The organism is Oryzomonas japonica (assembly GCF_008802365.1).
GTDB classification, from domain to species: domain Bacteria; phylum Desulfobacterota; class Desulfuromonadia; order Geobacterales; family Pseudopelobacteraceae; genus Oryzomonas; species Oryzomonas japonica.
In genome coordinates, this window is record NZ_VZQZ01000001.1 from 50658 (window position 1) to 74627 (window position 23970).

The following is a 23970-nucleotide window of genomic DNA, read 5'->3' on the forward strand; positions in this document are numbered from 1 at the left end:
TACGATTGGAGATGAGCCATGAAGAAAATCATCTTGCTCTTGATGATGGCGGCGCATCTTTCCGCGTGCGCCACATACGAGAGCCGTTCGGTTTCATTTCGACCGCCGCAGGACTATGTAAACTATCAGGACGTTGCCGGGATTCGTGTGGGGGCCGAGGCCTTTGCCGATAAGCAACAGGCCGAGGACGCCTTTGGTTTCAATATTCGGGACGCCGGGCTGCTGCCGGTCCAGGTTGTCATCGATAACAAGAGCGGCCAGGGGGTGGAGGTCGTTTCCGGCCAAACCTTTCTGATCGACAGTTCGAACCGCTATTGGAAGCTCCTTTCCAACCGCGAGGCCGTGGAACGGGTCGACAAGGCGACCCAGGCGGGATCCATCACCAGCGGGGCGGGCAAGGGGGCGGCCTGGGGCGCTGCAACCGGTGCCTTGCTGGGCTTGGCGATAGGGATCGTCTCCGGCCATGATGCCGGCTCGTCCCTCGTCAAGGGGGGCGTCCTGGGCGGGGTAGGCGGGGCCGTCATCGGCGGCGCCTCCAAGGGCGACGACCGGGAGCGGGAATACAAGATCGCCGACGACGTCCGTGAGAAGGGGATGGAAGGCAAGATCATGTCTGCCGAGGCCCTGGCCTCAGGCTTTATCTTCTTCCCCGGCGAAGCTGAATCGGTCAGGGAACTCCGCCTGCAGGTCAGATTCCGCGAGAGCGGTACGGTGCGTACGCTCAACCTGAGGCTCAAATAGACATGGACGTTCGCATCTACTACGAAGACACGGACGCAGCCGGCGTGGTCTACCATGCCAGTTACCTCAAGTTCTTTGAGCGGGCCCGGACGGAGTATTTTCGGGAGCGTGGCCTGGGTGTGGCGGAACTCGCCACTGCCGGTTTCGTTTTCCCGGTGATCAGAATGGAAATCGATTTCAAGGCGTCTGCGCTGCACGACGAACTTCTGTCGATCATCACCCGCCCGGAGCGGATTGGTGGCGCATCCTTCGTCGTCAGGCAACAGGCGGTGCGGCCGTCGGACGGCCGGGTTCTGGTGGAGGCCCAGGTCACCCTTGCCTGCATCAGCCCGGAACGCCGGGCGCGACGGCTTCCTGACGAGGTCAGACGCGTGCTTGAGGAAGGTGTGACGCAGGGGCAATGATGATACAACAAACCACGGATATCGTTGAGGGGCGGCGCATGGAGCGCGCGGAGGCGCTGCGGCTGCTGGAGAGCGCCGAGCTGCTGGAACTGGGGATCTACGCCGACAGGATACGTCGCAAGCTCCACCCGGAAGGGGTGGTGTCGTTTGTCGTTGACCGCAACGTCAATTACACCAATATCTGCAACTCGAAATGCGCCTTTTGCGCATTCTACCGCGACGGCGACGCGGCGGACGCCTACGTGCTCACCCAGGAAGAGATCTTCGCCAAGATAGAGGAACTGGTGAGGCAGGAGGGTACGCAACTCCTCATGCAGGGGGGGCTCAACCCGGACCTGAAGATCGGCTTTTTCGAACAGTTGTTCCGCGAGATCAAGTCCCGCTTTCCCATGGTGCAGAACCATTCCCTTTCGCCGGCCGAGGTGGTCAGCATCGCGAAGAACTCGGGACTGTCCCTGGACGAGACCCTTGGGCGCCTCAAACAAGCCGGCCTGGATTCAATACCCGGCGGCGGGGCCGAGATCCTGGTGGATGAGGTCCGCGGCGCCATCTCGCCCAACAAGATCGGCTGGCGCCAGTGGGCGGAGGTCATGTCCAAGGCCGCCGGACTCGGCATGCCGACCACGGCCACCATGATGTTCGGCAGCCGCGAGAAACCGGAGGACATCGTCGAGCACCTGTTCCGGGTGCGGGAGATTCAGGATAAGGGCGGCTCGTTTACGGCCTTCATCCCCTGGACCTACCAGCCGGGCAATACGGAGTTGGGCGGCGATACCGCCACCGGGGTCGAATACCTCAAGGTGCTGGCCCTGGCCCGCATCGTGCTGGACAATGTCCCCAACATCCAGGCCAGTTGGGTCACCCAGGGCGCCAAAATGGCGCAGGTAGCGCTTTTTTTCGGGGCGAACGACCTGGGGGGCACCATGCTGGAGGAAAACGTCGTTGCCGCAGCCGGTTGCAGCTTCCGCATGTCCCGGGAAGAGATGATCGACCTTATCCGCGGGGCCGGCTTCCGTGCCGCCCAGCGCACCACCACCTACCACATCGTAAAGGAGTTTCCGGCTTGACACATCTAACCCGGCAGGCCGGAACGTGCGAAATCGTCACTACCGCAGCACGCCTGAAAGAACTGGCAGAGCACCTCTGCCGGCACCATGAATTGGCCGTAGACCTAGAGATGGATTCGCTCCATCACTATCGGGAGAAGGTCTGCCTGATCCAGGTCTCAACCCGCAGCGAAAGCTGGCTGATAGACCCGCTGGCCCTGGAGGACCTGTCGCCTTTGGCCGCACCGTTGGGTAACCCCGCCATCCTGATCGTGATGCATGGCTCGGATTATGATATCCGCTCCCTGCACCGGGACTTCGGCATCGAGGTGAAAAATCTCTTCGACACCATGCTGGCGGCCCGCTTTCTGGGTGTCGCCGAGTTCGGCCTCGCCGCGCTGCTCAGGGCGCGCTTCGGCATCGAACTGGACAAGAAATACCAGAAGGCCGACTGGAGCAAGCGGCCGCTCAGCCCGGAGATGTGCGCCTATGCCTCGGCAGATACGTCCGACCTGCTGCCCCTGTATGACCAGCTGCACGGCGAACTGGCCGGGAAAGGCCGCCTTGCCTGGCAGGAGGAGGAGTGCGCTCTGGTGTGCCAAGCGCGGGTGAGCGAAAAGGAGGGGCCGCTGTTTCTCTCCTGCAAGGGGGCGGGTAAACTCAAGGGGCGCAGCCTGGCTGCCCTGGAAGAGTTGCTGCGCTACCGCGACCGTCAGGCGCAACAGGTGGATCGGCCCCCCTTCAAGGTCATGTCGGCCGAGACGCTCCTGGAGGCGGCGGAGAAGAAGCCCCGCTCGTTGAGCGAGTTGGCGGGCATCAAGGGGATGACACCCAAGCAGCTCAACCGCCATGGGTCTGCCCTACTGGCGGCTGTTACAACCGCCCTGGAACTGCCCGAGGAGAGGCTGCCGCGGTTTCCGCGTACCCGGAGGGAAGACCCGTCCGAGGGGGCCAAGGAACGGCTCAAGCGGCTCAAGTCGTGGCGTGAGAAATCGAGTGCGGCCCTGGGGCTGGAGCCGGGAGTGATCGCTCCCAACTGGCTTCTTGAGGCTGCGGCGGATATGAACCCACCCACACGTGCCGGACTGGACGGAATCGCCGGAATGCGGGAGTGGCAAAAAGGGCTCTACGGAAAAGAGCTGATCGAGGTGCTTGAAGCTGATGGACAATGATACAATACGCACGGAACAACCCTACCTGAGCATCGTCGTACCGGTCTACAACGAGGAGGGCAACCTCGGCCCCCTGATGGAACGGCTCTATCCGGCCGTGCAGGGCATCGGCAAGCCGTTCGAGATCCTCTTCACCAACGACGGTTCCCGCGACCGCTCCCTGGAGATCCTGCGCCGGATGGTGCAGCAGTATCCGGGGGTCAAGGTGATCGAGTTCAACGGCAACTTCGGCCAGCACATGGCCATCCTTGCGGCCTTCGAGATGTCCCGGGGGGAGATCGTCATCACCCTGGACGCCGACCTGCAGAATCCCCCCGAGGAGATCCCGCGCCTGGTGGCGGAGATCGAAAAAGGGCACGACGTGGTCGGTACCATCCGCCAGAAACGCCAGGACTCCTTCTTCAGAAAGTTCGCCTCGCGCATCGTGAACATAACCACCAACCGGATCACCGGCATGCAGATGCAGGACTACGGCTGCATGCTCCGGGCCTACCACCGCTACGTGGTGGACAATATCAACCGCTGCCGGGAATCCACCACCTTTATCCCGGCCCTGGCCCAGACCTTTGCCTCCAACCCCACGGAGATCCAGGTGGGGCACGCCGAGCGGGTGGAAGGGGAGAGCAAGTATTCGTTCTATAGCCTGATCCGGCTCAATTTCGACCTGATGACCGGCTTTTCGGTGGTGCCGCTGCAGATCTTTGCCCTGTTCGGCATCAGCACCGCCCTCTTTTCCCTGATCTTTGCCCTGTTCCTGCTGGTGCGGCGCTTCATCGTCGGGGCGGAGGTTGAGGGGGTCTTCACCCTGTTCGCCATCCTGTTCTTCTTTGTCGGCATCATCATCTTCGGCATCGGCATCGTCGGTGAATATGTGGGCAGGATTTACCAGGAGGTACGCAAACGCCCCCGGTACGTGGTGCGGCAAACCTACGGCTTTGAAGAATAACAGGTTGTTGAAAAACAGCCATCAGGCCTTCATCCTCGAAAGGCCCTTCGTGCGGGTGCGACGATCTGACTATTTTTGAACAACCTGAGTGGATAGTTGAAAATAACCATTCCATGGGAATAACCTTGCAATCTGACAAACTGATCGTCTGCGCCTACCATAATGTAGGCTATCGCTGTATCGAGGAGCTGCTGCGCCAGGGGGCCGATATCGCCTTGATCTTCACCCACGAGGACTCCCCCACGGAGGAGATCTGGTTCAAATCGGTGCGGGAGCTGGCGGACCGCCACGGTATTCCGTACCTGACCACGGACATCTCCCTCCCGGAGAACGTGGACCGGGTGCGGGCCATTGCGCCGGATTTCCTCTTCTCCTTCTACTACCGTAACATGATCAAACCGGCGGTGCTGGAGATCCCGAAACAAGGCGCGTTCAACCTGCACGGCTCGTACCTGCCCAAGTACCGCGGCCGGGTGCCGGTCAACTGGGCGGTGATCAACGGCGAGAGCGAAACCGGGGCAACCCTGCACCACATGGTGGAGAAACCCGACGCCGGAGCCATCGTGGACCAGGAGCGGGTGGAGATCGCTTTCACCGACACGGCGTTCGATGTCTTCAACAAGATTACCGATGCGGCGGTGGCGGTTATGGCCCGCGCCTGGCCGCAACTCAGGGAGGGGAGGGCGGCGTGCATCCCCATGAACCTGGCCGAGGGCGCCTACTTTGGGGGCCGCAAGCCCGCCGATGGCAAAATCGACTGGCAGCAAAGCGCCCTGCGCATCTATAACCTGGTCCGGGGCGTAACCCACCCCTACCCCGGCGCGTTCAGCCACCTGGATGGCAGAAAGGTCGTCATCTGGTCCGCCTGGCCGGTTGAGGGGAGCGGAGAGCCGGGGCGCATCGTGTCGCACCGCCCGCTTCTGGTCGGTACCGGCCAAGGGCTGCTGGAGATCCGGTCGCTCCAGGCCGAGGATGGGGACGAGGTCGCCGCCGCAGATTTTATAACGAATGCCCTGCAGTTTATCTGAAATATGAAATTCGCCGGCTCCCCAACGGAGCCGCCATCAAGGAGAAAAGAGCATGAAAGTACTGATCCTCGGCGTTAACGGTTTTATCGGCAACGCACTGACCCACCGCATTCTCACCACCACCGACTGGGAGGTCCATGGCCTGGACATGGCCTGCGACAAGCTTGAGCGTTCCCTGGGCGATCCCCGCTTCCATTTCCTGGAGGGGGATATCACCATCAACAAGGAGTGGATCGAGTACAATATCAAGAAATGCGACGTCGTGCTGCCGCTGGTTGCCATCGCCACGCCGGTGACCTACGTCAAGGACCCGCTGCGGGTCTTTGAACTGGATTTCGAAGAAAATCTCAAGATCATCAGGCTGTGCCACAAGTACAAGAAACGGGTCATCTTCCCCTCGACCTCCGAGGTGTACGGCATGTCGCCCGACCGGGAGTTCGACGAGGACAACTCGCCCCTCATGCTAGGGCCGATCGCCAAGGAGCGCTGGATCTACTCCTGCGCCAAACAGATGCTCGACCGGGTGATCTACGCCTACGGCATGCACGAGGGGCTCCGGTTCACCCTGTTCCGCCCCTTCAACTGGATCGGTCCCAAGCTGGACAGCATCCATACCGCCAAGGAGGGGAGCTCCCGGGTCCTGACCCAGTTCCTGTACGACATCCTGGCCGAAGAACCGATCCAGTTGGTGGATGGCGGCAACCAGCGCCGTTCCTTTACCTTTGTCGAAGACGGCATCGACGCCCTGATGCGGATCATCGAGAACCGGGACGGTTGCGCCGACGGCAAGATCTTCAACATCGGCAATCCGGCCAACGATCTGTCCGTCAAGGAATTGGCCCACAAGCTGCGCGACATGGTGGCCGAATTCCCGCTTTACCGGGAAAAGGCCGAGAAATGCCGGATCGTGGAGACCTCCTCCGACCAGTTCTACGGCAAGGGATACCAGGATATGCTGACCCGCGTCCCCTCGATTAAGCGCGCCAAGGAATGCCTGGGATGGGAGCCGGTAACGAGCGCCGACGAAGCCCTGCGCAAGACCCTGGAGTTTTATCTGGTGGACGAGCGGGAGAAACTTTCGGAATTTCTGTAAATCACAGCAGAGCCACAGAGACGCGGAGACAAAACAAAAGTATGTCGGGTCATCTGGAATACAACAGGGAGCATCGTGCTTTCCGCATCGTTCATTCTGAAATGAACACCGCGATGTCTCCGTGTCTCTGCGCCGCTGTGGCGGGTGTGCAGCAAGGTGTCTGACCGCCGGGGCTTCACGCTCATAGAGCTGGTGGTGGTGCTGGTGATCATCGGCATGGTGATGACGCTGGTCATCCCCCGCCTGCCCAGCTCCGAGGCTGAGGACCTGAAGACCTCGGCACGGACCCTGGCCTCGACCCTGCGCTACCTGCAGGACCGTGCAGCCACCACCGGGACGGTTTACTACCTGCGCATGGAGCCGGGCACGGACACCGTCAAGGTCTTGCAGGCGGCGGGCGACGGGACCGAAAAGGAGCCGGAAGACCCCTTCCTGCAACAACGGCCGACCAAGGAAGGGGTTCAGGTGGCGGATGTGGTCATCCCCCGCCTGGGCAAGCTGAGCGACGGACAGGTGCGGCTCGACATCGGCGCCGGCGGCCTGCGGGATTTCGTCGCCATCCACCTGCGTTCGGCGGGCGGCGCGTTCTGGACGGTGATGGCGTTCCCGTCCAGCGGCAAGGTCAAGATTTACCAAGGGTATCAGGAAGACGCACTATGAGAGGTTTCAGCCTGCTTGAGGTGATGGTGGCCCTGGCCATCATGGCGAGCGTCATCCTGACGGTGCTGGGGGCGGTCAACTACCACCTGACGATCATCACCAACGAACGGGACAGCACCGCCCTGACGCTTCTGGCACGGGCCAAGATGGCTGAACTGGAACTACTGAAGAACCAGGGGCAAACGCTCCCCGAGAAGAGCGAGGGCACCCTGGCCCCGGCTCACCCGGAACTCTCCTGGCAGGCCGAGATTTCCGCCACGGACCTGATCGTTCTCAAAAAGCTGGTGGTGCGGGTGTGGCGGACCGGCGACAAACGGGAGGTGGCGCTTGAGCGCTATCTCACGAAATAAGGGGTTTACCCTCCTGGAAGTGCTGATCGCCGTGGTCCTTCTGGCCATCCTGACCGCCGCCCTGTACGGGAGCTACTTCACGGTATTGAAGGCGCGGGAGCGGTCGGCGGAGGGGATGGAGGCGCGGCGTGAACTGGGCGCCACCCTCGACCTCCTGCGGCGGGAGATCGGTTCGGCCCTCTATTCCCCCACCGACAAACGGCTCAAATTCATCGTCGAGGACCGGGACAGTTTCGGCCGGCCGGCCTCCAACCTGGAACTGACGACCCTGGCGCCCCCGTCCACCCTGAGCGACACCCGTAAGGAGTCCGGCACCATCGACGTCCAGTACCGCATGGTGGAGCAGGAAAAACAGCAACTGCTCCTGACCCGCAAGGAACAGGATCTCCTGTTGGACTCGACCACCGTGCCCGCCTACCCGCAGATGGAGCGGATCAACTCCTTTCTGGTGGAATGCAGCAACGACGGCACGGCATGGGTCAAAACCTGGGATACCGCCCTGAACGGCAATAAACTGCCGAAGCTGGTGCGCATCACGGTGCAGGTGGAGGAGGAGGGGACGCCGGTGACGTTCACCGTCTATGCGGCCCCCAGGATGGTGGGCTCGTGAGAGGCGAAAAGGGCTTTGCCCTGGTCCTGACCCTGGTGGTCACCGCCCTGATGGTGGCGGCAGCGGTGGAGTTGATCCACCAAGTGTACGTGGATATGTCCCTCAACCGCAATTTCCGCGATGGCCAACAGGCCTCGCTGCTGGCGGAATCGGGGGCCGAAGGGGGCAAAAAACTGCTCCAGACGCTGCTTGCGGCACAAAGCAGCTACACGTCGCTCTCGGACAAGTGGGCCGCCCCGTTCAAGATGGACGACGAGATCGGGCGCATCGAGATCACGACCACCGAGGAGAGCGGCAAGATCAACCTCAACGCGCTGGTGAATAACGACAACACCCCTAATGATGATACCCTGAAGATGCTGAAGCGCCTAGGCGTGCAGTTGCAAATCCCGGAAAGCGTATGGAACGCGCTGGCGGACTGGATCGACACCGACGACCTGCCGCTCTCCGGCGGCGCGGAAAACTCCTATTACAAATCCCTAAACCCGCCTTACTCGGCCCGCAACGGCAGACTGACGACGGTGAACGAACTGTCCCTGGTCAAGGGCTTTACGGCGGACATGGTCAATAAGCTCAAGCCGTTCGTGACCGTCTACCCCAACAAGCCCGGGGGGCTCGGCGCCACCGTGGTCGTCAACGTGAACACCGCCCCCAAAGAGGTGCTCATGGCCCTGGACAGCCGGATCAGCGAAAGCATGGCGGACCAGATCATTGAGGCGCGGCGCCTGACGCCGTTCAAGAACGTTGGTGAACTGTCGCGGTTTGACAGCCAACTGGGCTCCACCCTACAAGGGAGGGCAACCACCAAAGGCACAATCTTCCGGATCACGGCCCGGGGATTCGTCAAGGAAGCGGCCCGCACCGTCGAGGCGGTGGTCAATATGGACGGCACGGGAGAGTTCCTCTCGTGGCAGGAATTTTGATGGTAGCCCGCCGTCACACCATGCCTGTTGCGCCCCGCACCCCAGCCCCGTGCCTGTTGCCGGCGGGCATGCCGCTTTGCCCTTGTGTCGTCAGCACGAGTACGGCGATTGCCGCTCCAGGAACCCATGGCCATACCGACTGACATCCAGAGCCAGGTGTACAACCTGCTCTCCCAGGCGTCCAATCTCTCGTTCGTAAGCGCCGAGCAGGAGGCGGGAGCGCGGGTCAGCTTCGTCCCGGGGCAGCAGGTGAGCGCCTCGGTACTGACGACGCTGCCGAACAACCTGACCCAGGTGCAGATCGGCACGGAACGCTTCAACCTGGCGTTGCCCATGGCGGTCCGTCCGGGGCAGACCCTGGAAATGACCTTTGTTGCCGGGGAGCCGCGCTCGACCTTCGCCGTAGCCCGCCAGGGCGTCGCCGCCCCGCCGGTCAGCCTCTCGGATGCGTCCCGGCTCCTGAGTCTCCTGGTCGGCAGCGAAGAGATCGTCGACCCGAGCCTTCGGGCCTCGCTCTTGAGTATCAGCGACATGCTGCGGCGTTCCCCGGGAGAGGCGGGCGTCCTTGCCAACCTAATGGACGAGGCGCTCACCTACGGGGCGCCCGGCGAAGGGGAAACAGCGCCAACCCTGCTGCCGGATGTTCCCCTCCAGCAGGGGCGCGCCGGACAGGAAGGGACGCTACCGGCGGCCGTCCAAGGCGCCGTCTCCGAACAGACCCGTCTGTCGTCCTTCGAGGCCAATGCGGCGCAGATCCTCCAGAATATCGCCCGCAATTCCCGTTTTGACCTGACCGAGGCGGCCAACCAGCCGGTAACGCCGCTTCCCCTCATGCCGGGGGAAGAGGTTGACGCCGCGGTGCTCGGCACCCTGCCGGGCGGCAAGGTATTCGTCCAGCTTGCGGGGACGTCGTTGGAACTGCTTATTCCCCGGCCGGTCCAGACCGGGGACATCCTCCGCCTGACCTTCATCACGTCCGACCCCCGGCCGCTGTTTGCGCTGCAACGGGCCGCCGCCGGCGTTCCCAGCTCGCTCAGTGAGGCGGGCCGGTGGCTAAGCGCCTTGGAACACGGTGACGGGGGGGGATCGACACAACAGATGTACGTGCTGGAGCGTCTGAACACGGTGTTGAAAAGCCTGCCGCCGGACTCGCCGGCCTTTACCGCCATTCAGGACGAGGCCATCACCTACCAGACGGTCATGCGCGGCCGCCAGCCCGTTGATCAACAGCCGGCCCAACCGGGGGTGACGCCCCAGGCGGGCGCGGCCGCCGTGCAGAACCCGCAGGCCACCTTGCAACCCGGCACCGGCATCATCCTCAGCGACGATATGGCCAAACTGCTCCAGGCGCTGATCAGGGGTAACCGTTTGGCGCTCCTTGAGGCCATCAACCAACAGGCATCCGGGGGCGTTTTTTTGCCGGGTCAGCAGATAAGGGGCGAGATCATGACCTCCCTGGGCGGGGGGCGCTTCATGGTGCAGGTGGCCGGCCAGGCCATGGAATTCATGCTGCCCAAAGGGATCAAACAGGGGGACATGGTTACGCTCTTCTTCGTCACCGACGAACCGCAACCCACCTTCCTGATGACCCGTTTCGGCAAGCCCGGCGATGCGCGGGTCAGTGAAACCGGCCGGTGGTTGAGCGGGTTCCTCGGCGCTGCCGGAGAGCAGATGCCGGCCCGGGAGACCCTGGGAATCCTGAAGACCCTGCTCTCCGAGCCGCCGACCGATGCCTCCCAGGTAAGCGGGCTTCTGCAGCGGGGGCTGCGGGAGGGCGGCCTGTTTTACGAATCCCACCTGGCGCGCTGGTTTGGCGGCGACTATCCTCTGGAGGATCTTTTGCGGGAGCCCCAGGGACGGTTGTCCCCGCTCCACCGTCCGCCCGGGCAGGAGACGGCCAACTTGGTGCAGGACATGGGGTTGGCCGGTTTAAAGGGGGGCGCCGTGGAGGCTATGGAGGCTGCGCTCAGGAAGGCCGGTACCGCCATGCCCCATGAGGGGATTGTGGACCAGCAGGCCTTGCCGGTCGTCAAGGAACAACTGGCGGCCTTGCAAAGCGGGCAAGTCCTCTTTCGCGGAGACCTGGTGCCGGGCCAGCACTTGGAGTGGTCGGTGCGCGAGCGCGAAGCGCACCGCAATGAGTCCGGTGAACAGACGCGCTCCTGGGAGACGTCGCTCACCCTGGATATGCCGAAGTTGGGGAATGTCACGGCCAGCCTGAAGCTCGACGGCAGCAGGGTGAGCATCGAACTGAACGCCGCACAGTCGGACTCGGCGGAACTTCTGAAGGCCGGCCTGCCGCGCCTTGCCGAACAGCTCGAGGCGTCCGGGCTGGTGCCGTCGGAGATCGGCGTAACCCATGAAATCCCGTAAGGATGAAGAGCGCCGCGCGGCGGCCCTTACCTACAAACAGGGCTATTACGCTCCGGTGGTCGTTGCCAGGGGCAAGGGGGTGATGGCCGAGGCGATCATAGCCTGCGCGCGCGAAGCGGGAGTCTATGTCCACGAATCACCGGAACTGGTCAATCTGCTGATGCAGGTGGATACCGATGCGTTCATCCCGCCGGAATTGTACCGCGCCGTGGCCGAGGTACTGGTGTGGCTGTACGGAATCGAGCAGGATCGGCACTGAAAGGCGGTTAGAAGGTTGTTGAAAAACAGCCATCAGGCCTTCGTCCTCGAAAGCCCAATTGTGACTGAGGCCTTTGGCCTCACCCTTCGGGCGCCTTCGCAGGGCCTTCTGCGGGTGCGACGATCTAACTATTTTTGAACAACCTGAGTTTTTCAGCAGCCTGTTAGAGGAGGATGCATGCAGATCAAATTCGGAACCGATGGCTGGCGGGGGGTCATTGCCCGCGATTTCACCTTCGACAACCTTTCCCTGGTGGCCCAGGCCACGATGGATTACTTGAACCGCGATGGCTCGGGCAACAAAGGGCTGGTGATCGGTTATGACCGGCGTTTCCTGTCCCGCGATTTTGCCCGGCGTGTGGCCGAGGTGGCGGCCGGCAACGGCATACGGGTCCGCCTGACCGACGGCTATGCGCCCACGCCGGCCGTATCGTGGGCGGTTCGCGAGTCGGGAGCCGGGGCGGGGATCATGATCACGGCAAGCCACAACCCGCCGGAATATAATGGATTCAAGGTCAAGGAGGCTTTCGGCGGTTCGGCCCGCCCCTCCACCACAAAGGTGCTGGAGGAGATCGTCGCCTTCAATGTGGCCAACGACCGCCGCGTGGTGGCCACCCCCTTCGAGGAGGCCCTGGGGAAGGGGATGATCGAGATCTTCGACCCTTGTGAGGGGTATTTCCGCCAGATCGGCCGCTATGTGGATCTGGAACTGATCGCCAGGGCCGGCATCCCGGTTGTCGTTGATCCGATGTACGGTGCCGGCTCGGGTTTTCTGCCCCGCCTGCTGGCCGGGGTTCACGAGATCCACAACAGTGAGAACCCCTCCTTCGGGGGACAGCCACCCGAGCCGATCGGCGAACATCTCGCGGAACTCTCCGCGCTCCTCAAGGGGGGCTCCTACCGGGTAGGGCTGGCTTTGGACGGAGACGCCGACCGGATCGGGGCGGTGGACGAGAATGGCGATTTCTTCTCGTCCCACTGCATCTTTACCGTCATCCTGCGGCACCTTATCGAACACAAGCATCTGCGGGGCGGTGTGGTCAAGACCGTCTCCACGACCCGTATGGTGGACCTGCTGGCCCGGAAATTCGACCTGCCGCTGTTCGAGACCCCCATCGGCTTCAAGCATATCTGCGAATTGATGCTGACGGAGGATATCCTCATGGGGGGCGAGGAATCGGGGGGGCTGGGTGTCAAGGGGCACATCCCGGAACGGGACGGTATCCTGCTCGGGTTGCTGCTCCTGGAGGCTATGGCGGTCAGCGGGAAAGGCCTCCGCCGGCTTCTTGACGAAACCATGGACGAGATCGGGCATTTCTCCTATCGCCGTATCGACCGGCGTATCGGGGGCGACGCCAAGGAACAGCTCATTGCGCGTCTGAAGTCGGCCCCTCCGGCAGAGATCGACGGCCGGCGGGTGGCTGCCACCAACTTCAGCGACGGCTTCAAGTTTATCTTCGAGAACGGCGACTGGCTTTTGATCCGCCCCTCGGGCACCGAACCGGTCCTGCGGCTGTACAGCGAGGCCGGAACCCCGGACCAGGTGGACCGTTTGCTGCGCGCTGCGGAAGTCCTGGCGGCACTGTAACGACCCGGACGCGCCGCTAAAAATATGCGGTATGAAATTAATAACTTGACATATCCTCAAATTATTTTTTATATCAATGACCTAAGTGTAATTCGGCCATCAAAAGGCAAAGCATGGGCAACCGTGTGACGCAAAGCCACCTGTCCAATGCTGTTTTGGAAAGAGGGGTTGTAAGATCGGTTCAGGATAAAGCCTACTGCGGTTATCTGGGTAGGCTTTCTTTATGGTGCATGCCCTGCCGATGCGGAATACCGCAACCCCATTCCCTGATTGGTAACAAGATAAAAAGTGGATGAATTTTATTGTTTTTGTGATATTAAGTTCCCACGTGCATATTCACGTAATTACTAAGCCCAATGGGATGTTTGAAAGAGGAGGATTACTGGCATGGCGAATATTCTCATCGTTGACGATTCTTCCACAATGCGCAAGATCATTTCACGCTCACTTCGGCAGGCCGGCCTGGCTGTTGATGAAATATACGAGGCCGGCGACGGCATTGAAGGGCTGAGCGTGCTTGCCTCCGGCAAGCCGGTGACGCTGATCCTCTCCGATATCAATATGCCCAACATGGACGGCCTGGAATTCATCAAACAGGTCAGGGCCAACGGCAACACCGTCCCGATTGTCATGATCACCACGGAGGGTGGCGAAGAGATACTCAAGGAAGCCATCGCGAGCGGGGCCAGCGACAGCATCAAAAAACCCTTCACGCCCGACCAGTTGCAGGAAAAACTGGGGGGGCTGATATGAGCCTTAACGCTGACATCGCCGGCAGTGCTAGGTTTACGGAAGAGCAGCTTGCCCGGTACGTCATTGATGCCACCAAAGATGTTTTCTCCACCATGGTCATGATGGACCCGGCGGACGATTATCCCCTCAAGGACCCGATTCATCGCTTTCAATGCAGCATCACCGGCATGGTGGGATTCGCGGGCATCTATTCGGGAGTGATTTCCATCCACTGCCCGGTTGCCCTGGCCCTTCAGATCACCTCAAGCATGCTGGGCATGGAATGCGAAGAGGTCAACGAGGACTTGAACGACGCCATCGGCGAAATAGCCAATATGCTGGGCGGGAGCGTAAAACAGGTGCTTTCCAAGGGAGGCATGGACGTCAAGCTCTCGATTCCAACGGTTATCTCCGGCGAAGATTATACCGTCAACTCGCTTTCCGACATCGACTGTGTCGTCATCCCGTTCAGCGTCAACGACAACAGGTTTCTCGTCGGACTCACCCTTAAGAAAGAAGACTGACAACGCTCTGTGGACGCGGGCGTAATCGCCGCAGCCCATGGCTTGACCCAGAACCGGAAGACAATCCCTGATGGATGGATATACCACGTTACATGAGATGTTGGCCTCTGCCCTGAAGCAGGCAGGCGAGGAAAGCGGCATGCTTTTGGGGCAAGAGCTCGCCATTGCCCTTTCGGATTCTCTCACCACCAGTAAAACATCCTATTTCGGTGGCCTTGAGGATGCCTGCTTCGTGATCGGCGTGGAGTCCCGGGAAGCTTACACCGGCCAATTTTATTTGGTGTTCTCCCTGCGTGACGCCATCGTCATGAGCAGTATCCTGCTGGGTATCCCCCCGGCCCGCATCCAGGAAAAAAAGCGTCTCAGCATCATCGAAAGCGATGACATCGATGCCTTTGCCGAGATTGCCAATATGATCAACGGGGCGTTCAACACCGTTTTTCAGGGCAGCCTCCCCAACAAGGTGCATCTGAAGTTACTTTCGCCCAAAAAGTTTATTCCCGAAGTCGATGAATTGAGCGAAAGCGAGCCGCTTCCCGAAGGCGACTACCTCATGTTCCGCTCGAAACTGGAGATGCCGGACCAGGAGCTGAACTATCTGGACGTGCTCATACCCGTTGGGCTGGGCAACCAGTTCGATCCCCCCAGCGAGGTACCGCCGGAGCCTCCCGCCGAGGAGGAGGCCCCCGCGCCTGCCGAGGACGGGGATGCCGCGGCGCAGGCGCAACCCGACGAGGCCGACGAAGGGGCAGCGCCCTCCCCTGGGGAGGAAGCCGGTTCGGCAGAGGCCGGAATTGACAGCGTCGTGGTGCTGGAGGACGATAACGAGGAACGCCGCCAGATGGTGACCGTGGCCGCTTTGACCGGGTATCAGGTGGTGGAGGGAACGCTCAATGCCGACATCAAGGAGCTCTTCACCGGCCGCAACGTGCGGTTGGTGCTGGTCGGTTCGCAGGATGCGAGTGACCACGAGTTGGCGGTTTGCATCAAGGTCAATGCCATCCGCCAGAACTCGCCGCCCCCGATCATCATGAGTGCCCAACGCTGGACCCGGACGGCCGTTTTGAAGGCATTGAAATACGGGGCTCGGGAGATTATCATCAAGCCTTGTAGCGAAGAGGAACTGATTGCCAAGGTGCGCAGGTTCTGCAAACCGCCGGTGCAGTGACGGCCCGTGACGGTCGGGGGGATGTCATTATGTTGTTTTGTCGGTGTGGCATAGGTGCGTTGACGCGCAACGTGATGCTCGCGAAAGCCATGCTGTTGGTACTGTCGGCTGTTTTTGCCGTTGCAGCGCTCTTCCCGGCGCCTGCCCAGGCCTCCATCCCCAACCGGGTCTTTCGGGTCGATATCCGCCCCAAGCAGGGGTATACCCGCATAATCCTCCGTCTCCAGGAAAACCCGCAGTTTACCGTCGCGTCGCTGCCCGGCAACCGCTTGCGGCTGACGCTCCAGGATACGGACGGGCCCCTTTTCCACAAATACCGCCGCTATTCGGATGCCAGCATCGGTGGTTTGCTGTTTTCCCGGTGCGGGTCAAATCTTCAGGTCACATTCCGGGCGGCTTCCGGGACAGGGTGGCGCGATGCCACGGTAGATGGCACCTGCGCCATTGCCCTCGATGTGGGTACAAAGTTCGCCCCGGCTCCTCCCCGGCTGTACATTGCCGGGCGTGAGCGGATTTGGAACGGCGTTGAGAAACTGGTGCGGGATTTTGATCCGCCGCTGAAAACAGATATCCCCTTTGTGCCGACTGATCGGCAGATTTTGAAGAATATCCTCAATGACAGCGATCAACAGGCCTTCATGGCGGCAGAAGCGGCACTCTACAAAGGGTCCCTGACCGAGGCCGAGGAAGCCTTCACCCAGTTTGCCTCACGGCTGAGCGCGGTGAGACCGCTGGCCCTCTACCGGCTTGGCGAAACGTGGTATAAGCTGCAAAAATATCCCCAGGCCCTGGCCGCGTTTCGTGAAGCCGAAAAAATCTGGCCGGCATTTCTGACCTTCAACCCGAGTGTCACGTTTTATTACGGGGACAGTATCGCCCGGAGCGGAGACCTTGCCGGTGCCCGGGTGCTCCTTGCCCGCCTGATTGCCCGGCTTGCCGACAAAAAGTACGCCCCCACCCTGCTGGTGCGCCTGGCCGACATCCTGACGCGCCAGGGGCATGACCGGGAGGCCCTGGCCATCTACCGCACGGTAGCCGATAATTTCCCGGACAACAAGGCCAACCAGATGGCGCAGTTGCGTTTGGCCGATCGCGATTTTCTTCGCGCCACCCCGTGGGATTACCAGCGCCTGAGCGACCTTTACCTGAATATCTCGCGCCAGAACAGCGATGTGGATATGCGCGAGGAGGCCCTGTTCAAGCATGTCCTGCTCCATGCCATCCATGGCGACGCATCCGACGCCTTGCAGCAGGTTGTTTCGTTTCAGAAGCGGTTTCCGCGCGGGGTCTATGTCACCGTGTGCCGAACCATCCGGGAGGTGCTGGTTGCCCAGGTGTACCATGAAAGTAACTGGCGCAAGGATGCCCCGGGGCTGATCAGATTTGTCGAGGAGCATCAGGACTACCTGGCGGCCTGCATGGATGCGCCCGATTTTCTCCCGGAGGTTGCCAAGGCCTACGATGAGGCGGCCCGGCCCATTGAACTGATCAAATTTTTCAGCACCCTCCTGGATCACCAATGGGTGGGCACCAATGGACCCTATCTCTATGAGGAGATCGCTTCCAATGCGGACCTCTTGGGCGATAGCGCGCTGGCCGAGAAGACCCTGCGCGCCTTTTTGCGCAAATATCCCACCCATCCCCGGGCGCGGCTCATGCTGGAACGCCTGGGCGGGGTGTATTTCATGGGGGGTAAGTATCAGGAAGCCCGGGATACCCTGCTGTGGCTGCTCAACAAGAAGGAACGCGCCCAGAGAAGCGAGAGCTACTATTATCTCGGCCGTTCTTTGTGGGAGCAGAAGGGTGCCGCCCAGGCCGGCAAGGCCATGGACCTCTATATTGCCACGGCCGGCCGGGATGCGAAGGACGCCCATCTGCTGCCCGACGCCTACTACGTGGCCGCCTCGGCGCGTCTGGCGGCGGGTGATCGCAAGGGCGCTTTGCGCATACTTGACGCCGGCATAAAGCTGCCCGACAACGAGCGGAATGAAGAGTTCCTCTACAAGGCGGGCGAGATCACTGCCCTTGAGGGCAAGAAGCAGGTCGCCCGGGCCTATTTCGAGCAGGTGGTCAAAAAGGGCAAGGACGATGACTGGAAAAGGCTGGCGCAACAGGCCATCGAGTCGTTGGACGTGGGGGCAGCCAAGCGGTAAGCGCCGGGGAGGCTGTCAAGAATCGGACCCAGTCAAAAAACCGACACAAAATGTGACAAAAATGTGCATGGTGCGTTTTGCCCGACGGTGGTATAAATGAGGGCATTCTCCCCAGGCGGGGCGGCCTTTTGCCGTAGGCTGTAAAGCAGGTATGTTTTTTGCAGAACAGTTCCAGTTGTTCTTTATTGTCAGGGAGGTTCAGCATGCCGGTTAATGGGATTTTTGGCACGACGATTGATGTGCTGGGCAAAAGTATCGATCTGCGGACCAAGAGCCAAAACCTGATTTCATCAAATATCGCCAATGCGGAAACCCCCAATTACACCCCCAAATCGCTGGACTTCGAGAAGGAGTTGCAGGGTGCGGTGAAAAGCGGCAGCAGGGGAACGCCGGCAATCACTCATCCGAGGCATCTGCCGTTGAGAGGTAGCGGGGCGGGGCTCCAGTCCGTGACCGGCCAGGTCGTGGAGACCCCGGCCAAGACCCCCGGCAACGACGGCAATGCGGTGGAACTGGAGAATGAGATGGGCAAGCTGCTGGAAAACCAGATCATGTTCAACGCCTCGGTCCAGATGCTCTCCAAGAAGTTCAGTGATTTGAGTGTGGCGATCAAGGGAGGTAACTAATGGATTTTTTCAGTTCAATGAATATCAGCTCCTCGGCCCTTACGGCTGAGCGCACCAGGATGAACCTGATCTCCAGCAATCTGGCCAATGCCGGTTCAACCCGGACATCCGAGGGGGGGCCCTACAAGCGTAAGGATGCGGTCTTTTCCGCAACCCCCCTGGAAAGCGGCTTCAACCGGGCCTTGAACAGCGCTGTCGGCCAACAGACCCGCCAGGTGGAGGTCACCGAGATCGTAGAGGACCAGAACCCCCCACGCATGCAGTACGATCCCGGCCACCCCGACGCCAACGCCCAGGGGTACGTGGCCATGCCCAATGTCAATGTGGTCGAGGAGATGGCGGACATGATCAGCGCAAGCCGCAGTTATGAAGCCAATGTGACGGCTGTCCAGGCGGCCAAGAACATGGCCCTGAAAACGCTTGAAATCGGCAAGTAGTTTCCCAGTCTCGCCTCAGTGCCTTCGCGTGCGTGGCGGGCTGAACCTTCGGGAGGTTTAGTGTGGATGTAAAAGGTATAGAAAGCGGCCTCGGCCTCGGCGCGGTATTCCCTGGGGTCGGCGAGGCAAAATCGGCGTCTGCGCCCGAAGGGGCCGGCAAATTTTTCAGCGAACTCGTCTCCAAGGTGAATGACCTGCAGACCCAATCCGATCAGGCCATCCAAGGCCTTGCCACGGGAGAAAACAAAAATCTCCATGAAGTCATGATCTCCATGGAAAAGGCGAGCATCTCCTTCCAATTCTTGGCCCAGGTGCGCAATAAGGCTGTCGAGGCATATCAGGAAGTGATGCGCATGCAGGTGTAGGACGTGTAGTCCGTAAGGTCCCCTGATTCTCGGCTGTTGCAAAGAAATTCCGTTTTTCACCTGTATCTGAAAGGATGTTAGCGTTCTACATGCCCGAAGGATTCCAAAGAGTTATAGAGCCTTTCATGGCGTTGTCCCCCGGCAAACGCATGCTCATCGCCGGCATCGCGCTGTTGTCGGCGTTGGCCTTCGCGGTGCTGATCTTTGTCGTGAATCGTACCGACTATAAGCCGCTTTTTACCAACCTTTCCGCTGAGGATGCGGGGGAAATCGTAAAAAAGCTGAAGGATGCCAAGACCCCTTACCAGATCACGGCAGACGGCAAGGGGATTCTCGTCCCGTCCGACAAGGTGTATGAGATGCGGCTTTCCTTGGCTTCGGAGGGGTTGCCCCAGGGCGGCGGCGTCGGTTTCGAGATCTTTGACCGCAAGAATTTCGGCATGACGGAGTTCGTCCAGAAACTCAACTACCAGCGTGCCCTCCAGGGGGAGCTGTCCCGTACCATTTCCCAGATAAATGGCGTCGAGCAGGCGCGCGTTCATCTCGTGATGCCGGAAAAATCGCTCTTCAAGGAGAGTGAAAAACCTGCCACCGCTTCAATTGTGCTCAAGATGAAATCGAACCGCTCCCTGAGCGATGGCGAGGTCCAGGGTGTGGTGCATCTGGTCGCTTCTTCCATTGAGGGAATGGACCCCGAGCATGTCACCGTCCTGGACAGCCGCGGCAAGATCCTCAGCAAGGGGGGCAGCAGCGACCCGGCGGCCCGCATGACCGCTTCCATGCAGGATACCCAGCGCGCCTACGAAAAGAACGTTGAAGAACGCATCCAGTCGCTTCTGGACCGCATTGTCGGTTCGGGCAAATCGGTGGCGCGGGCAACAGCGACCTTTGACTTCAAACAGGTGGAGCGGGTCGACGAGAAGTTCGACCCGGAAACCATTGCCGTCAGAAGCGAGCAGCGCACCGAGGAGAAGGGGGCGTCCACCACCGCGATCGCCGGTGTCCCGGGCGTGCAGACCAACCTGGGCAAGACCGCTCCCAAACCGAATTCGACGTCCGGCGGCGGCTCCAAAAACGATGAGACCCTTAATTACGAGGTGAGCCGGTCGACCTCCAAGACGATCGAACCGGTGGGGACCTTGAGTAAAATCTCCGTGGCCGTCCTTGTGGACGGCAAGTACGAGATGCCCGTAGCCGTCAAGGATGGGCAGGTCGGCAAAGCCAAATATGTCCCCCGTTCTCCCGACGAGTTGCAGAAGATCGATGCCCTTGTCAAGAGTGCGATCGGCTTCAGCGCCGAGCGGGGAGACCAACTGAGCGTACAGAACATCCCGTTCCAGGATATGGGCGATACGGGCATGGACGAGACGCCCTCCTGGTGGAGCAGCCCCTTCTTCATGGCGCTCTACAAAAACCTGCTGATCGGCCTGGGCTTCCTGGCGATGGTCCTCTTCATTATCAGGCCGCTCCTCAAATCGCTCAAGGTGATAAAGCAACCGGTATTTGAAACGTTTGAACCGCTCGGCGAGGCGCCCGAAAAGCTCTCTTCCGCCGAAAAGGCCCAGATAGCCGTGCAGGTGGCTGAACAACAGAGTCTTATCGAGACGGCTAAAAAGGATCCCTACCAGGTTGCCCAGATACTTCAGAACTGGTTGGGCGAAGAGAACAACAACTAAAAAATATTCATAGCGATGAACGGGTGTATTCATGACAGGGTCCATGACGGGGTCTGAAAAAGCTGCCATCCTGCTGCTCTACCTTGGCAACGAGGTTACCAGCAAGGTGTTCGAGCATTTGGATGACGACGAGATAAAGAAGATCAGCAAGAGCATGGCCCACTTGGGCCATGTTCCGCGCAGCACCATTATGGAAGTGGTGGAGGATTTCACCGGCGTTATCAACCCCGAGGCGGGAATTTTCTCCCAGGGGGAAGAGTTCGTTCGCAAGATCCTGGAAAAGGCGCTTGGCCCTGCTAAAGCGGATATGCTCATGGAGGAGTTGCAGGCCTCCAGTTACGGCGATCTGGTGGATATCCTGGGCAATATGGATTCCAAGAGTATTGCCAACTTCCTGTCCCAGGAGCATCCTCAGACCGTTGCGGTCATCCTGGCCAAGCTGAAATCCAAGCAGACCAGCGAGATCATCAGCCTTCTCCCCCAGGAACTGCAGGCCGAAGTCGTATTGCGGATTGCCGATGTCGAGCAGGTTTCTCCGGATATCCTCCAGGAGATCGACGACGTAGTCCGGCGGGAAATCAAGTCCATGGGTGGTGTCCAGCGCTACAAGGTGGGCGGTGTCGAGAAGGTTGTGGACATGTTCAACCACTTCGACCGCAGCAAGGAAAAACAGATCCTTGACAAACTGGACGTACTCAGCCCGCCCCTTGCCGAGATCATCCGCAAGCACCTGTTTACCTTCGAGGATATCTTCAAGCTGGATGACCGCAGTATTCAGGCCATCATGCGTGAGGTCTCCAACGACACCCTGACCCTGGCCATGAAGACGTCAACGGACGAGGTCAAGGACAAAATCTTCAAGAACATCTCCAGCCGCGCGGCGGAAATGATCAAGGAGGACCTGGAGGTCATGGGACCGGTGCGGCTCTCGGATGTGGACAAGGCCCAGTCGGAAATCATCAAGGTTGTGCGCAAGATGGAAGAGGAAGGCAAGATCGTGCTTGCCGGCCGCGGGGGAGACGATGTCCTCGTCTAAGATCTTCAAAGCGGCGGAAACGGAAGGGATCGTCGTCACCGAGTATACCTTCGGCCAGGTCGGCCAGGCGAACGGCGCTGTCCATGAAACCGGCTTTGTCCCCATGGGGCTCTTCGACTCATCGGAGATCAACGCGGCACCGGTTGCCCCGTCTCCCGAAGCGGCCCCGGAGGTTGTGGAGCCCGCCGGGGTGGCCATGACCGAGGAGGAGCTGGACCAACAGCTTCGCGACGCCTTCAACAGCGGCCTCCAGGAGGGTAAAAACCTGGCCGAACGCGGCCTGGTGAACGTCTTCAGATCGCTCAGGACCGCGGCCGAAGGGATTCGCGACCTGCGGGAGAAGGTTCTGCGGGAGTCGGAGGAAGAACTCCTCAAGCTCGTCATCATGGTCGCCCGCAAGGTGATTCTGCGGGAAGTCAAGATGGACCGCTCCATCCTCGAAGATGTGGTCCAATCGGCCATTGCGGGGCTCTCTGAGCGTGACATGGTAACGGTGCGTCTGCACCCTGACGATCATGCGCTGATTACCAGCGGCCATGGGGACTATTTCCAGCAGGAGTTGAAGAGCGACCGGATGACCTTCAGGGCCGATGCCGCCGTTTTACCGGGCAATTGCCAGATAGATACCGAGATGGGCACCATTGATGCCAGCGTTGATGGCCAGCTCGACGAGATCTATCGGCGCCTGCTCGAAGAGCGGAGCCGGGCCTCGGCTCCCGACGCCTGAGGCCGGGGAGAGCATGTCGCACCTCAACCTGAAGAAATACCGGACAGCGCTGGAATCAGCCAAGCCGGTAAAATTGCACGGCAAGGTCACCCAGGTCGTCGGGTTGGTGATCGAGGGGTATTGCCCGGATACGTCGGTTGGGGCCATTTGCGAGATCAAACCCCAGAACGGGGAGCCGATTCCGGCTGAGGTGGTCGGCTTCCGCAACAACAAGACCCTCCTGATGCCGTTGGGAGAGTTGCGGGGCGTAGGATTGGACAGCCTGATCTCCGTCCGGCGGGAAAACGCCACATTGGGCGTGGGGCCGCTGATGCTGGGCCGGGTGATTGACGGTCTCGGCAACCCCATAGACGATAAGGGGCCGATCAGGGTGGAGGAGGAGTACCCGATCTATGCAACGCCGGTCAACCCCATGACACGGCCCCCCATCAGAAAGCCGCTCGACCTGGGTATCCGCAGTATCAACGGGCTTCTGACCTGCGGCCAGGGGCAGCGGGTCGGCATTATGGCCGGTTCCGGCGTCGGAAAATCGACACTCCTGGGGATGATCGCCCGCTATACCGAGGCGGATGTCAACGTGATCGCCCTGATCGGTGAGCGGGGGCGCGAGCTGCGGGAGTTCATCGAGAAGGACCTCCAGGAGCAGGGGCTCAAGAAAACGGTGGTGGTGGTCGCTACCTCGGACCAGCCGCCGCTTGTCCGCATGCGGGGCGCTTATATCGCCACCACCATTGCCGAATATTTTCAGAAACAGGGCAAGAAGGTGCTGCTGATGATGGACTCGGCCACCCGGTTTGCCATGGCCATGCGCGAAGTCGGTTTGGCTATCGGGGAGCCGCCGACCACCAAGGGATACACGCCATCGGTCTTTGCCGCCCTGCCCAAGCTGCTGGAACGCACCGGCAATTTCCCCGACGGGAGCATCACCGGCCTGTACACCGTGCTGGTCGAAGGGGACGATTTCAACGAACCGATATCGGACGCCATGCGCAGCATCCTGGACGGCCATATCGTCCTCTCCCGAAGCCTGGCGGCACGCAACATCTATCCGCCCATCGATGTGCTGGCCAGTGCCAGCAGGGTCATGGCGGATGTGGCCACCCGCGAGCACCTGGACCTGGCCGGCAAGTTCAAGGAAGCACTGGCAACGCACCGCCAGTCCGAGGATCTTATCAATATCGGGGCCTACAAGGCGGGCAGCAATCCCGGTATAGATTATGCTATAGCACGCTATGACGGCATGGTGACGTATCTCAAACAGGCCGTCCAAGACCCGGTGTCCATGGCCGATGCCGTCCAAGGTCTCAAGAAGCTCTTTGATGCCTGAACAGCAG

Annotated in this window: 25 protein-coding genes and 1 riboswitch; all 25 genes read left to right on the forward strand. The window is 60.5% G+C overall.

Annotated features, from left to right (window positions below):
- Positions 1 to 18: 18 nt before the first annotated feature.
- Positions 19 to 741, forward strand: coding sequence for a putative periplasmic lipoprotein (locus tag F6V25_RS00225; protein WP_151126119.1), 723 nt, complete (start codon positions 19 to 21; stop codon positions 739 to 741).
- Positions 742 to 743: 2 nt separating this feature from the next.
- Entirely contained in the window at positions 744 to 1145 is a 402-nt protein-coding gene (locus F6V25_RS00230; RefSeq protein ID WP_151126120.1) for a YbgC/FadM family acyl-CoA thioesterase, read from the forward strand.
- A complete protein-coding gene (mqnC, locus tag F6V25_RS00235; protein ID WP_151126121.1) occupies positions 1142 to 2212 on the forward strand; it encodes a cyclic dehypoxanthinyl futalosine synthase in 1071 nt (356 codons plus the stop codon). Before F6V25_RS00230 ends, mqnC begins: the two co-directional genes overlap by 4 nt.
- Positions 2209 to 3363, forward strand: coding sequence for a ribonuclease D (locus tag F6V25_RS00240; protein ID WP_151126122.1), 1155 nt, complete (start codon positions 2209 to 2211; stop codon positions 3361 to 3363). The genes mqnC and F6V25_RS00240 overlap by 4 nt, the downstream gene beginning before the upstream one ends.
- The gene (locus F6V25_RS00245; protein WP_151126123.1) at positions 3353 to 4309 is read left to right on the forward strand and encodes a glycosyltransferase; all 957 of its coding nucleotides are present in this window, start codon (positions 3353 to 3355) and stop codon (positions 4307 to 4309) included. Before F6V25_RS00240 ends, F6V25_RS00245 begins: the two co-directional genes overlap by 11 nt.
- A gap of 125 nt (positions 4310 to 4434) precedes the next feature.
- Positions 4435 to 5337, forward strand: a complete 903-nt coding sequence (locus F6V25_RS00250; protein ID WP_246166914.1) for a formyltransferase — start codon at positions 4435 to 4437, stop codon at positions 5335 to 5337.
- Between the two features lie 52 nt (positions 5338 to 5389).
- A complete protein-coding gene (locus F6V25_RS00255) occupies positions 5390 to 6430 on the forward strand; it encodes a bifunctional UDP-4-keto-pentose/UDP-xylose synthase (RefSeq protein WP_149308237.1) in 1041 nt (346 codons plus the stop codon).
- Positions 6431 to 6586: 156 nt separating this feature from the next.
- Positions 6587 to 7090: a pilus assembly FimT family protein gene (locus F6V25_RS00260; protein ID WP_188055554.1), complete on the forward strand. Its 504-nt coding sequence runs from the start codon at positions 6587 to 6589 to the stop codon at positions 7088 to 7090.
- On the forward strand, positions 7087 to 7440 hold the full coding sequence (locus F6V25_RS00265) for a prepilin-type N-terminal cleavage/methylation domain-containing protein (RefSeq protein WP_151126125.1): 354 nt from the start codon (positions 7087 to 7089) through the stop codon (positions 7438 to 7440). Before F6V25_RS00260 ends, F6V25_RS00265 begins: the two co-directional genes overlap by 4 nt.
- Complete coding sequence (locus F6V25_RS00270; protein WP_151126126.1) at positions 7418 to 8050, forward strand: type II secretion system protein GspJ; 633 nt, start codon at positions 7418 to 7420, stop codon at positions 8048 to 8050. Before F6V25_RS00265 ends, F6V25_RS00270 begins: the two co-directional genes overlap by 23 nt.
- Entirely contained in the window at positions 8047 to 8973 is a 927-nt protein-coding gene (gspK, locus tag F6V25_RS00275) for a type II secretion system minor pseudopilin GspK (RefSeq protein WP_151126127.1), read from the forward strand. Before F6V25_RS00270 ends, gspK begins: the two co-directional genes overlap by 4 nt.
- A 126-nt stretch (positions 8974 to 9099) precedes the next feature.
- Positions 9100 to 11346 (forward strand): flagellar hook-length control protein FliK, encoded by a 2247-nt coding sequence (gene fliK, locus F6V25_RS00280; RefSeq protein WP_151126128.1) that lies wholly within the window; start codon positions 9100 to 9102, stop codon positions 11344 to 11346.
- Positions 11333 to 11605 carry an EscU/YscU/HrcU family type III secretion system export apparatus switch protein gene (locus F6V25_RS00285; RefSeq protein WP_151126129.1) on the forward strand — a complete coding sequence of 91 codons (273 nt, stop codon included), beginning with the start codon at positions 11333 to 11335 and terminating at the stop codon, positions 11603 to 11605. Before fliK ends, F6V25_RS00285 begins: the two co-directional genes overlap by 14 nt.
- Before the next feature lie 177 nt (positions 11606 to 11782).
- Positions 11783 to 13192 carry a phosphoglucomutase/phosphomannomutase family protein gene (locus F6V25_RS00290; RefSeq protein WP_151126130.1) on the forward strand — a complete coding sequence of 470 codons (1410 nt, stop codon included), beginning with the start codon at positions 11783 to 11785 and terminating at the stop codon, positions 13190 to 13192.
- 95 nt (positions 13193 to 13287) lie between these two features.
- A riboswitch (cyclic di-GMP riboswitch) is annotated at positions 13288 to 13368 on the forward strand.
- Between the two features lie 211 nt (positions 13369 to 13579).
- Complete coding sequence (locus tag F6V25_RS00295; protein WP_149308252.1) at positions 13580 to 13945, forward strand: response regulator; 366 nt, start codon at positions 13580 to 13582, stop codon at positions 13943 to 13945.
- Positions 13942 to 14448, forward strand: coding sequence for a chemotaxis protein CheX (locus F6V25_RS00300; RefSeq protein WP_151126131.1), 507 nt, complete (start codon positions 13942 to 13944; stop codon positions 14446 to 14448). The genes F6V25_RS00295 and F6V25_RS00300 overlap by 4 nt, the downstream gene beginning before the upstream one ends.
- Before the next feature lie 70 nt (positions 14449 to 14518).
- Positions 14519 to 15616, forward strand: a complete 1098-nt coding sequence (locus F6V25_RS00305) for a response regulator (protein WP_151126132.1) — start codon at positions 14519 to 14521, stop codon at positions 15614 to 15616.
- A gap of 74 nt (positions 15617 to 15690) precedes the next feature.
- Positions 15691 to 17769, forward strand: a complete 2079-nt coding sequence (locus F6V25_RS00310) for a tetratricopeptide repeat protein (protein WP_246166937.1) — start codon at positions 15691 to 15693, stop codon at positions 17767 to 17769.
- A 203-nt stretch (positions 17770 to 17972) separates the two neighbouring features.
- Entirely contained in the window at positions 17973 to 18395 is a 423-nt protein-coding gene (gene flgB / locus F6V25_RS00315) for a flagellar basal body rod protein FlgB (RefSeq protein ID WP_151126134.1), read from the forward strand.
- Positions 18395 to 18832: a flagellar basal body rod protein FlgC gene (gene flgC / locus F6V25_RS00320; RefSeq protein WP_151126135.1), complete on the forward strand. Its 438-nt coding sequence runs from the start codon at positions 18395 to 18397 to the stop codon at positions 18830 to 18832. The genes flgB and flgC overlap by 1 nt, the downstream gene beginning before the upstream one ends.
- Positions 18833 to 18894: 62 nt before the next feature.
- Positions 18895 to 19197, forward strand: coding sequence for a flagellar hook-basal body complex protein FliE (gene fliE, locus F6V25_RS00325; protein ID WP_151126136.1), 303 nt, complete (start codon positions 18895 to 18897; stop codon positions 19195 to 19197).
- Positions 19198 to 19286: 89 nt separating this feature from the next.
- Positions 19287 to 20873 (forward strand): flagellar basal-body MS-ring/collar protein FliF, encoded by a 1587-nt coding sequence (fliF, locus tag F6V25_RS00330; RefSeq protein WP_151126137.1) that lies wholly within the window; start codon positions 19287 to 19289, stop codon positions 20871 to 20873.
- A 43-nt stretch (positions 20874 to 20916) separates the two neighbouring features.
- Positions 20917 to 21909, forward strand: coding sequence for a flagellar motor switch protein FliG (gene fliG, locus F6V25_RS00335; protein WP_151126138.1), 993 nt, complete (start codon positions 20917 to 20919; stop codon positions 21907 to 21909).
- Complete coding sequence (locus F6V25_RS00340) at positions 21896 to 22636, forward strand: FliH/SctL family protein (RefSeq protein WP_191966032.1); 741 nt, start codon at positions 21896 to 21898, stop codon at positions 22634 to 22636. The genes fliG and F6V25_RS00340 overlap by 14 nt, the downstream gene beginning before the upstream one ends.
- 13 nt (positions 22637 to 22649) lie before the next feature.
- On the forward strand, positions 22650 to 23963 hold the full coding sequence (locus F6V25_RS00345; protein WP_151126140.1) for a FliI/YscN family ATPase: 1314 nt from the start codon (positions 22650 to 22652) through the stop codon (positions 23961 to 23963).
- The last annotated feature ends 7 nt before the right edge of the window (positions 23964 to 23970 follow it).

Excerpts from the sequence above, each read along its gene's own strand:
- F6V25_RS00345 (WP_151126140.1), top strand. The coding sequence starts at position 22,650 with ATGTCGCACCTCAACCTGAAGAAATACCGGACAGCGCTGGAATCAGCC.
- F6V25_RS00305 (WP_151126132.1), top strand. The coding sequence starts at position 14,519 with ATGGATGGATATACCACGTTACATGAGATGTTGGCCTCTGCCCTGAAG.
- flgC (WP_151126135.1), top strand. The coding sequence starts at position 18,395 with ATGGATTTTTTCAGTTCAATGAATATCAGCTCCTCGGCCCTTACGGCT.
- F6V25_RS00225 (WP_151126119.1), top strand. The coding sequence starts at position 19 with ATGAAGAAAATCATCTTGCTCTTGATGATGGCGGCGCATCTTTCCGCG.
- fliG (WP_151126138.1), top strand. The coding sequence starts at position 20,917 with ATGACGGGGTCTGAAAAAGCTGCCATCCTGCTGCTCTACCTTGGCAAC.
- F6V25_RS00285 (WP_151126129.1), top strand. The coding sequence starts at position 11,333 with ATGAAATCCCGTAAGGATGAAGAGCGCCGCGCGGCGGCCCTTACCTAC.
- flgB (WP_151126134.1), top strand. The coding sequence starts at position 17,973 with ATGCCGGTTAATGGGATTTTTGGCACGACGATTGATGTGCTGGGCAAA.
- F6V25_RS00255 (WP_149308237.1), top strand. The coding sequence starts at position 5,390 with ATGAAAGTACTGATCCTCGGCGTTAACGGTTTTATCGGCAACGCACTG.
- F6V25_RS00310 (WP_246166937.1), top strand. The coding sequence starts at position 15,691 with ATGCTCGCGAAAGCCATGCTGTTGGTACTGTCGGCTGTTTTTGCCGTT.
- F6V25_RS00230 (WP_151126120.1), top strand. The coding sequence starts at position 744 with ATGGACGTTCGCATCTACTACGAAGACACGGACGCAGCCGGCGTGGTC.
- fliF (WP_151126137.1), top strand. The coding sequence starts at position 19,287 with ATGCCCGAAGGATTCCAAAGAGTTATAGAGCCTTTCATGGCGTTGTCC.
- F6V25_RS00300 (WP_151126131.1), top strand. The coding sequence starts at position 13,942 with ATGAGCCTTAACGCTGACATCGCCGGCAGTGCTAGGTTTACGGAAGAG.
- F6V25_RS00245 (WP_151126123.1), top strand. The coding sequence starts at position 3,353 with ATGGACAATGATACAATACGCACGGAACAACCCTACCTGAGCATCGTC.
- F6V25_RS00340 (WP_191966032.1), top strand. The coding sequence starts at position 21,896 with ATGTCCTCGTCTAAGATCTTCAAAGCGGCGGAAACGGAAGGGATCGTC.
- F6V25_RS00265 (WP_151126125.1), top strand. The coding sequence starts at position 7,087 with ATGAGAGGTTTCAGCCTGCTTGAGGTGATGGTGGCCCTGGCCATCATG.
- F6V25_RS00295 (WP_149308252.1), top strand. The coding sequence starts at position 13,580 with ATGGCGAATATTCTCATCGTTGACGATTCTTCCACAATGCGCAAGATC.
- F6V25_RS00290 (WP_151126130.1), top strand. The coding sequence starts at position 11,783 with ATGCAGATCAAATTCGGAACCGATGGCTGGCGGGGGGTCATTGCCCGC.
- mqnC (WP_151126121.1), top strand. The coding sequence starts at position 1,142 with ATGATGATACAACAAACCACGGATATCGTTGAGGGGCGGCGCATGGAG.
- fliK (WP_151126128.1), top strand. The coding sequence starts at position 9,100 with ATGGCCATACCGACTGACATCCAGAGCCAGGTGTACAACCTGCTCTCC.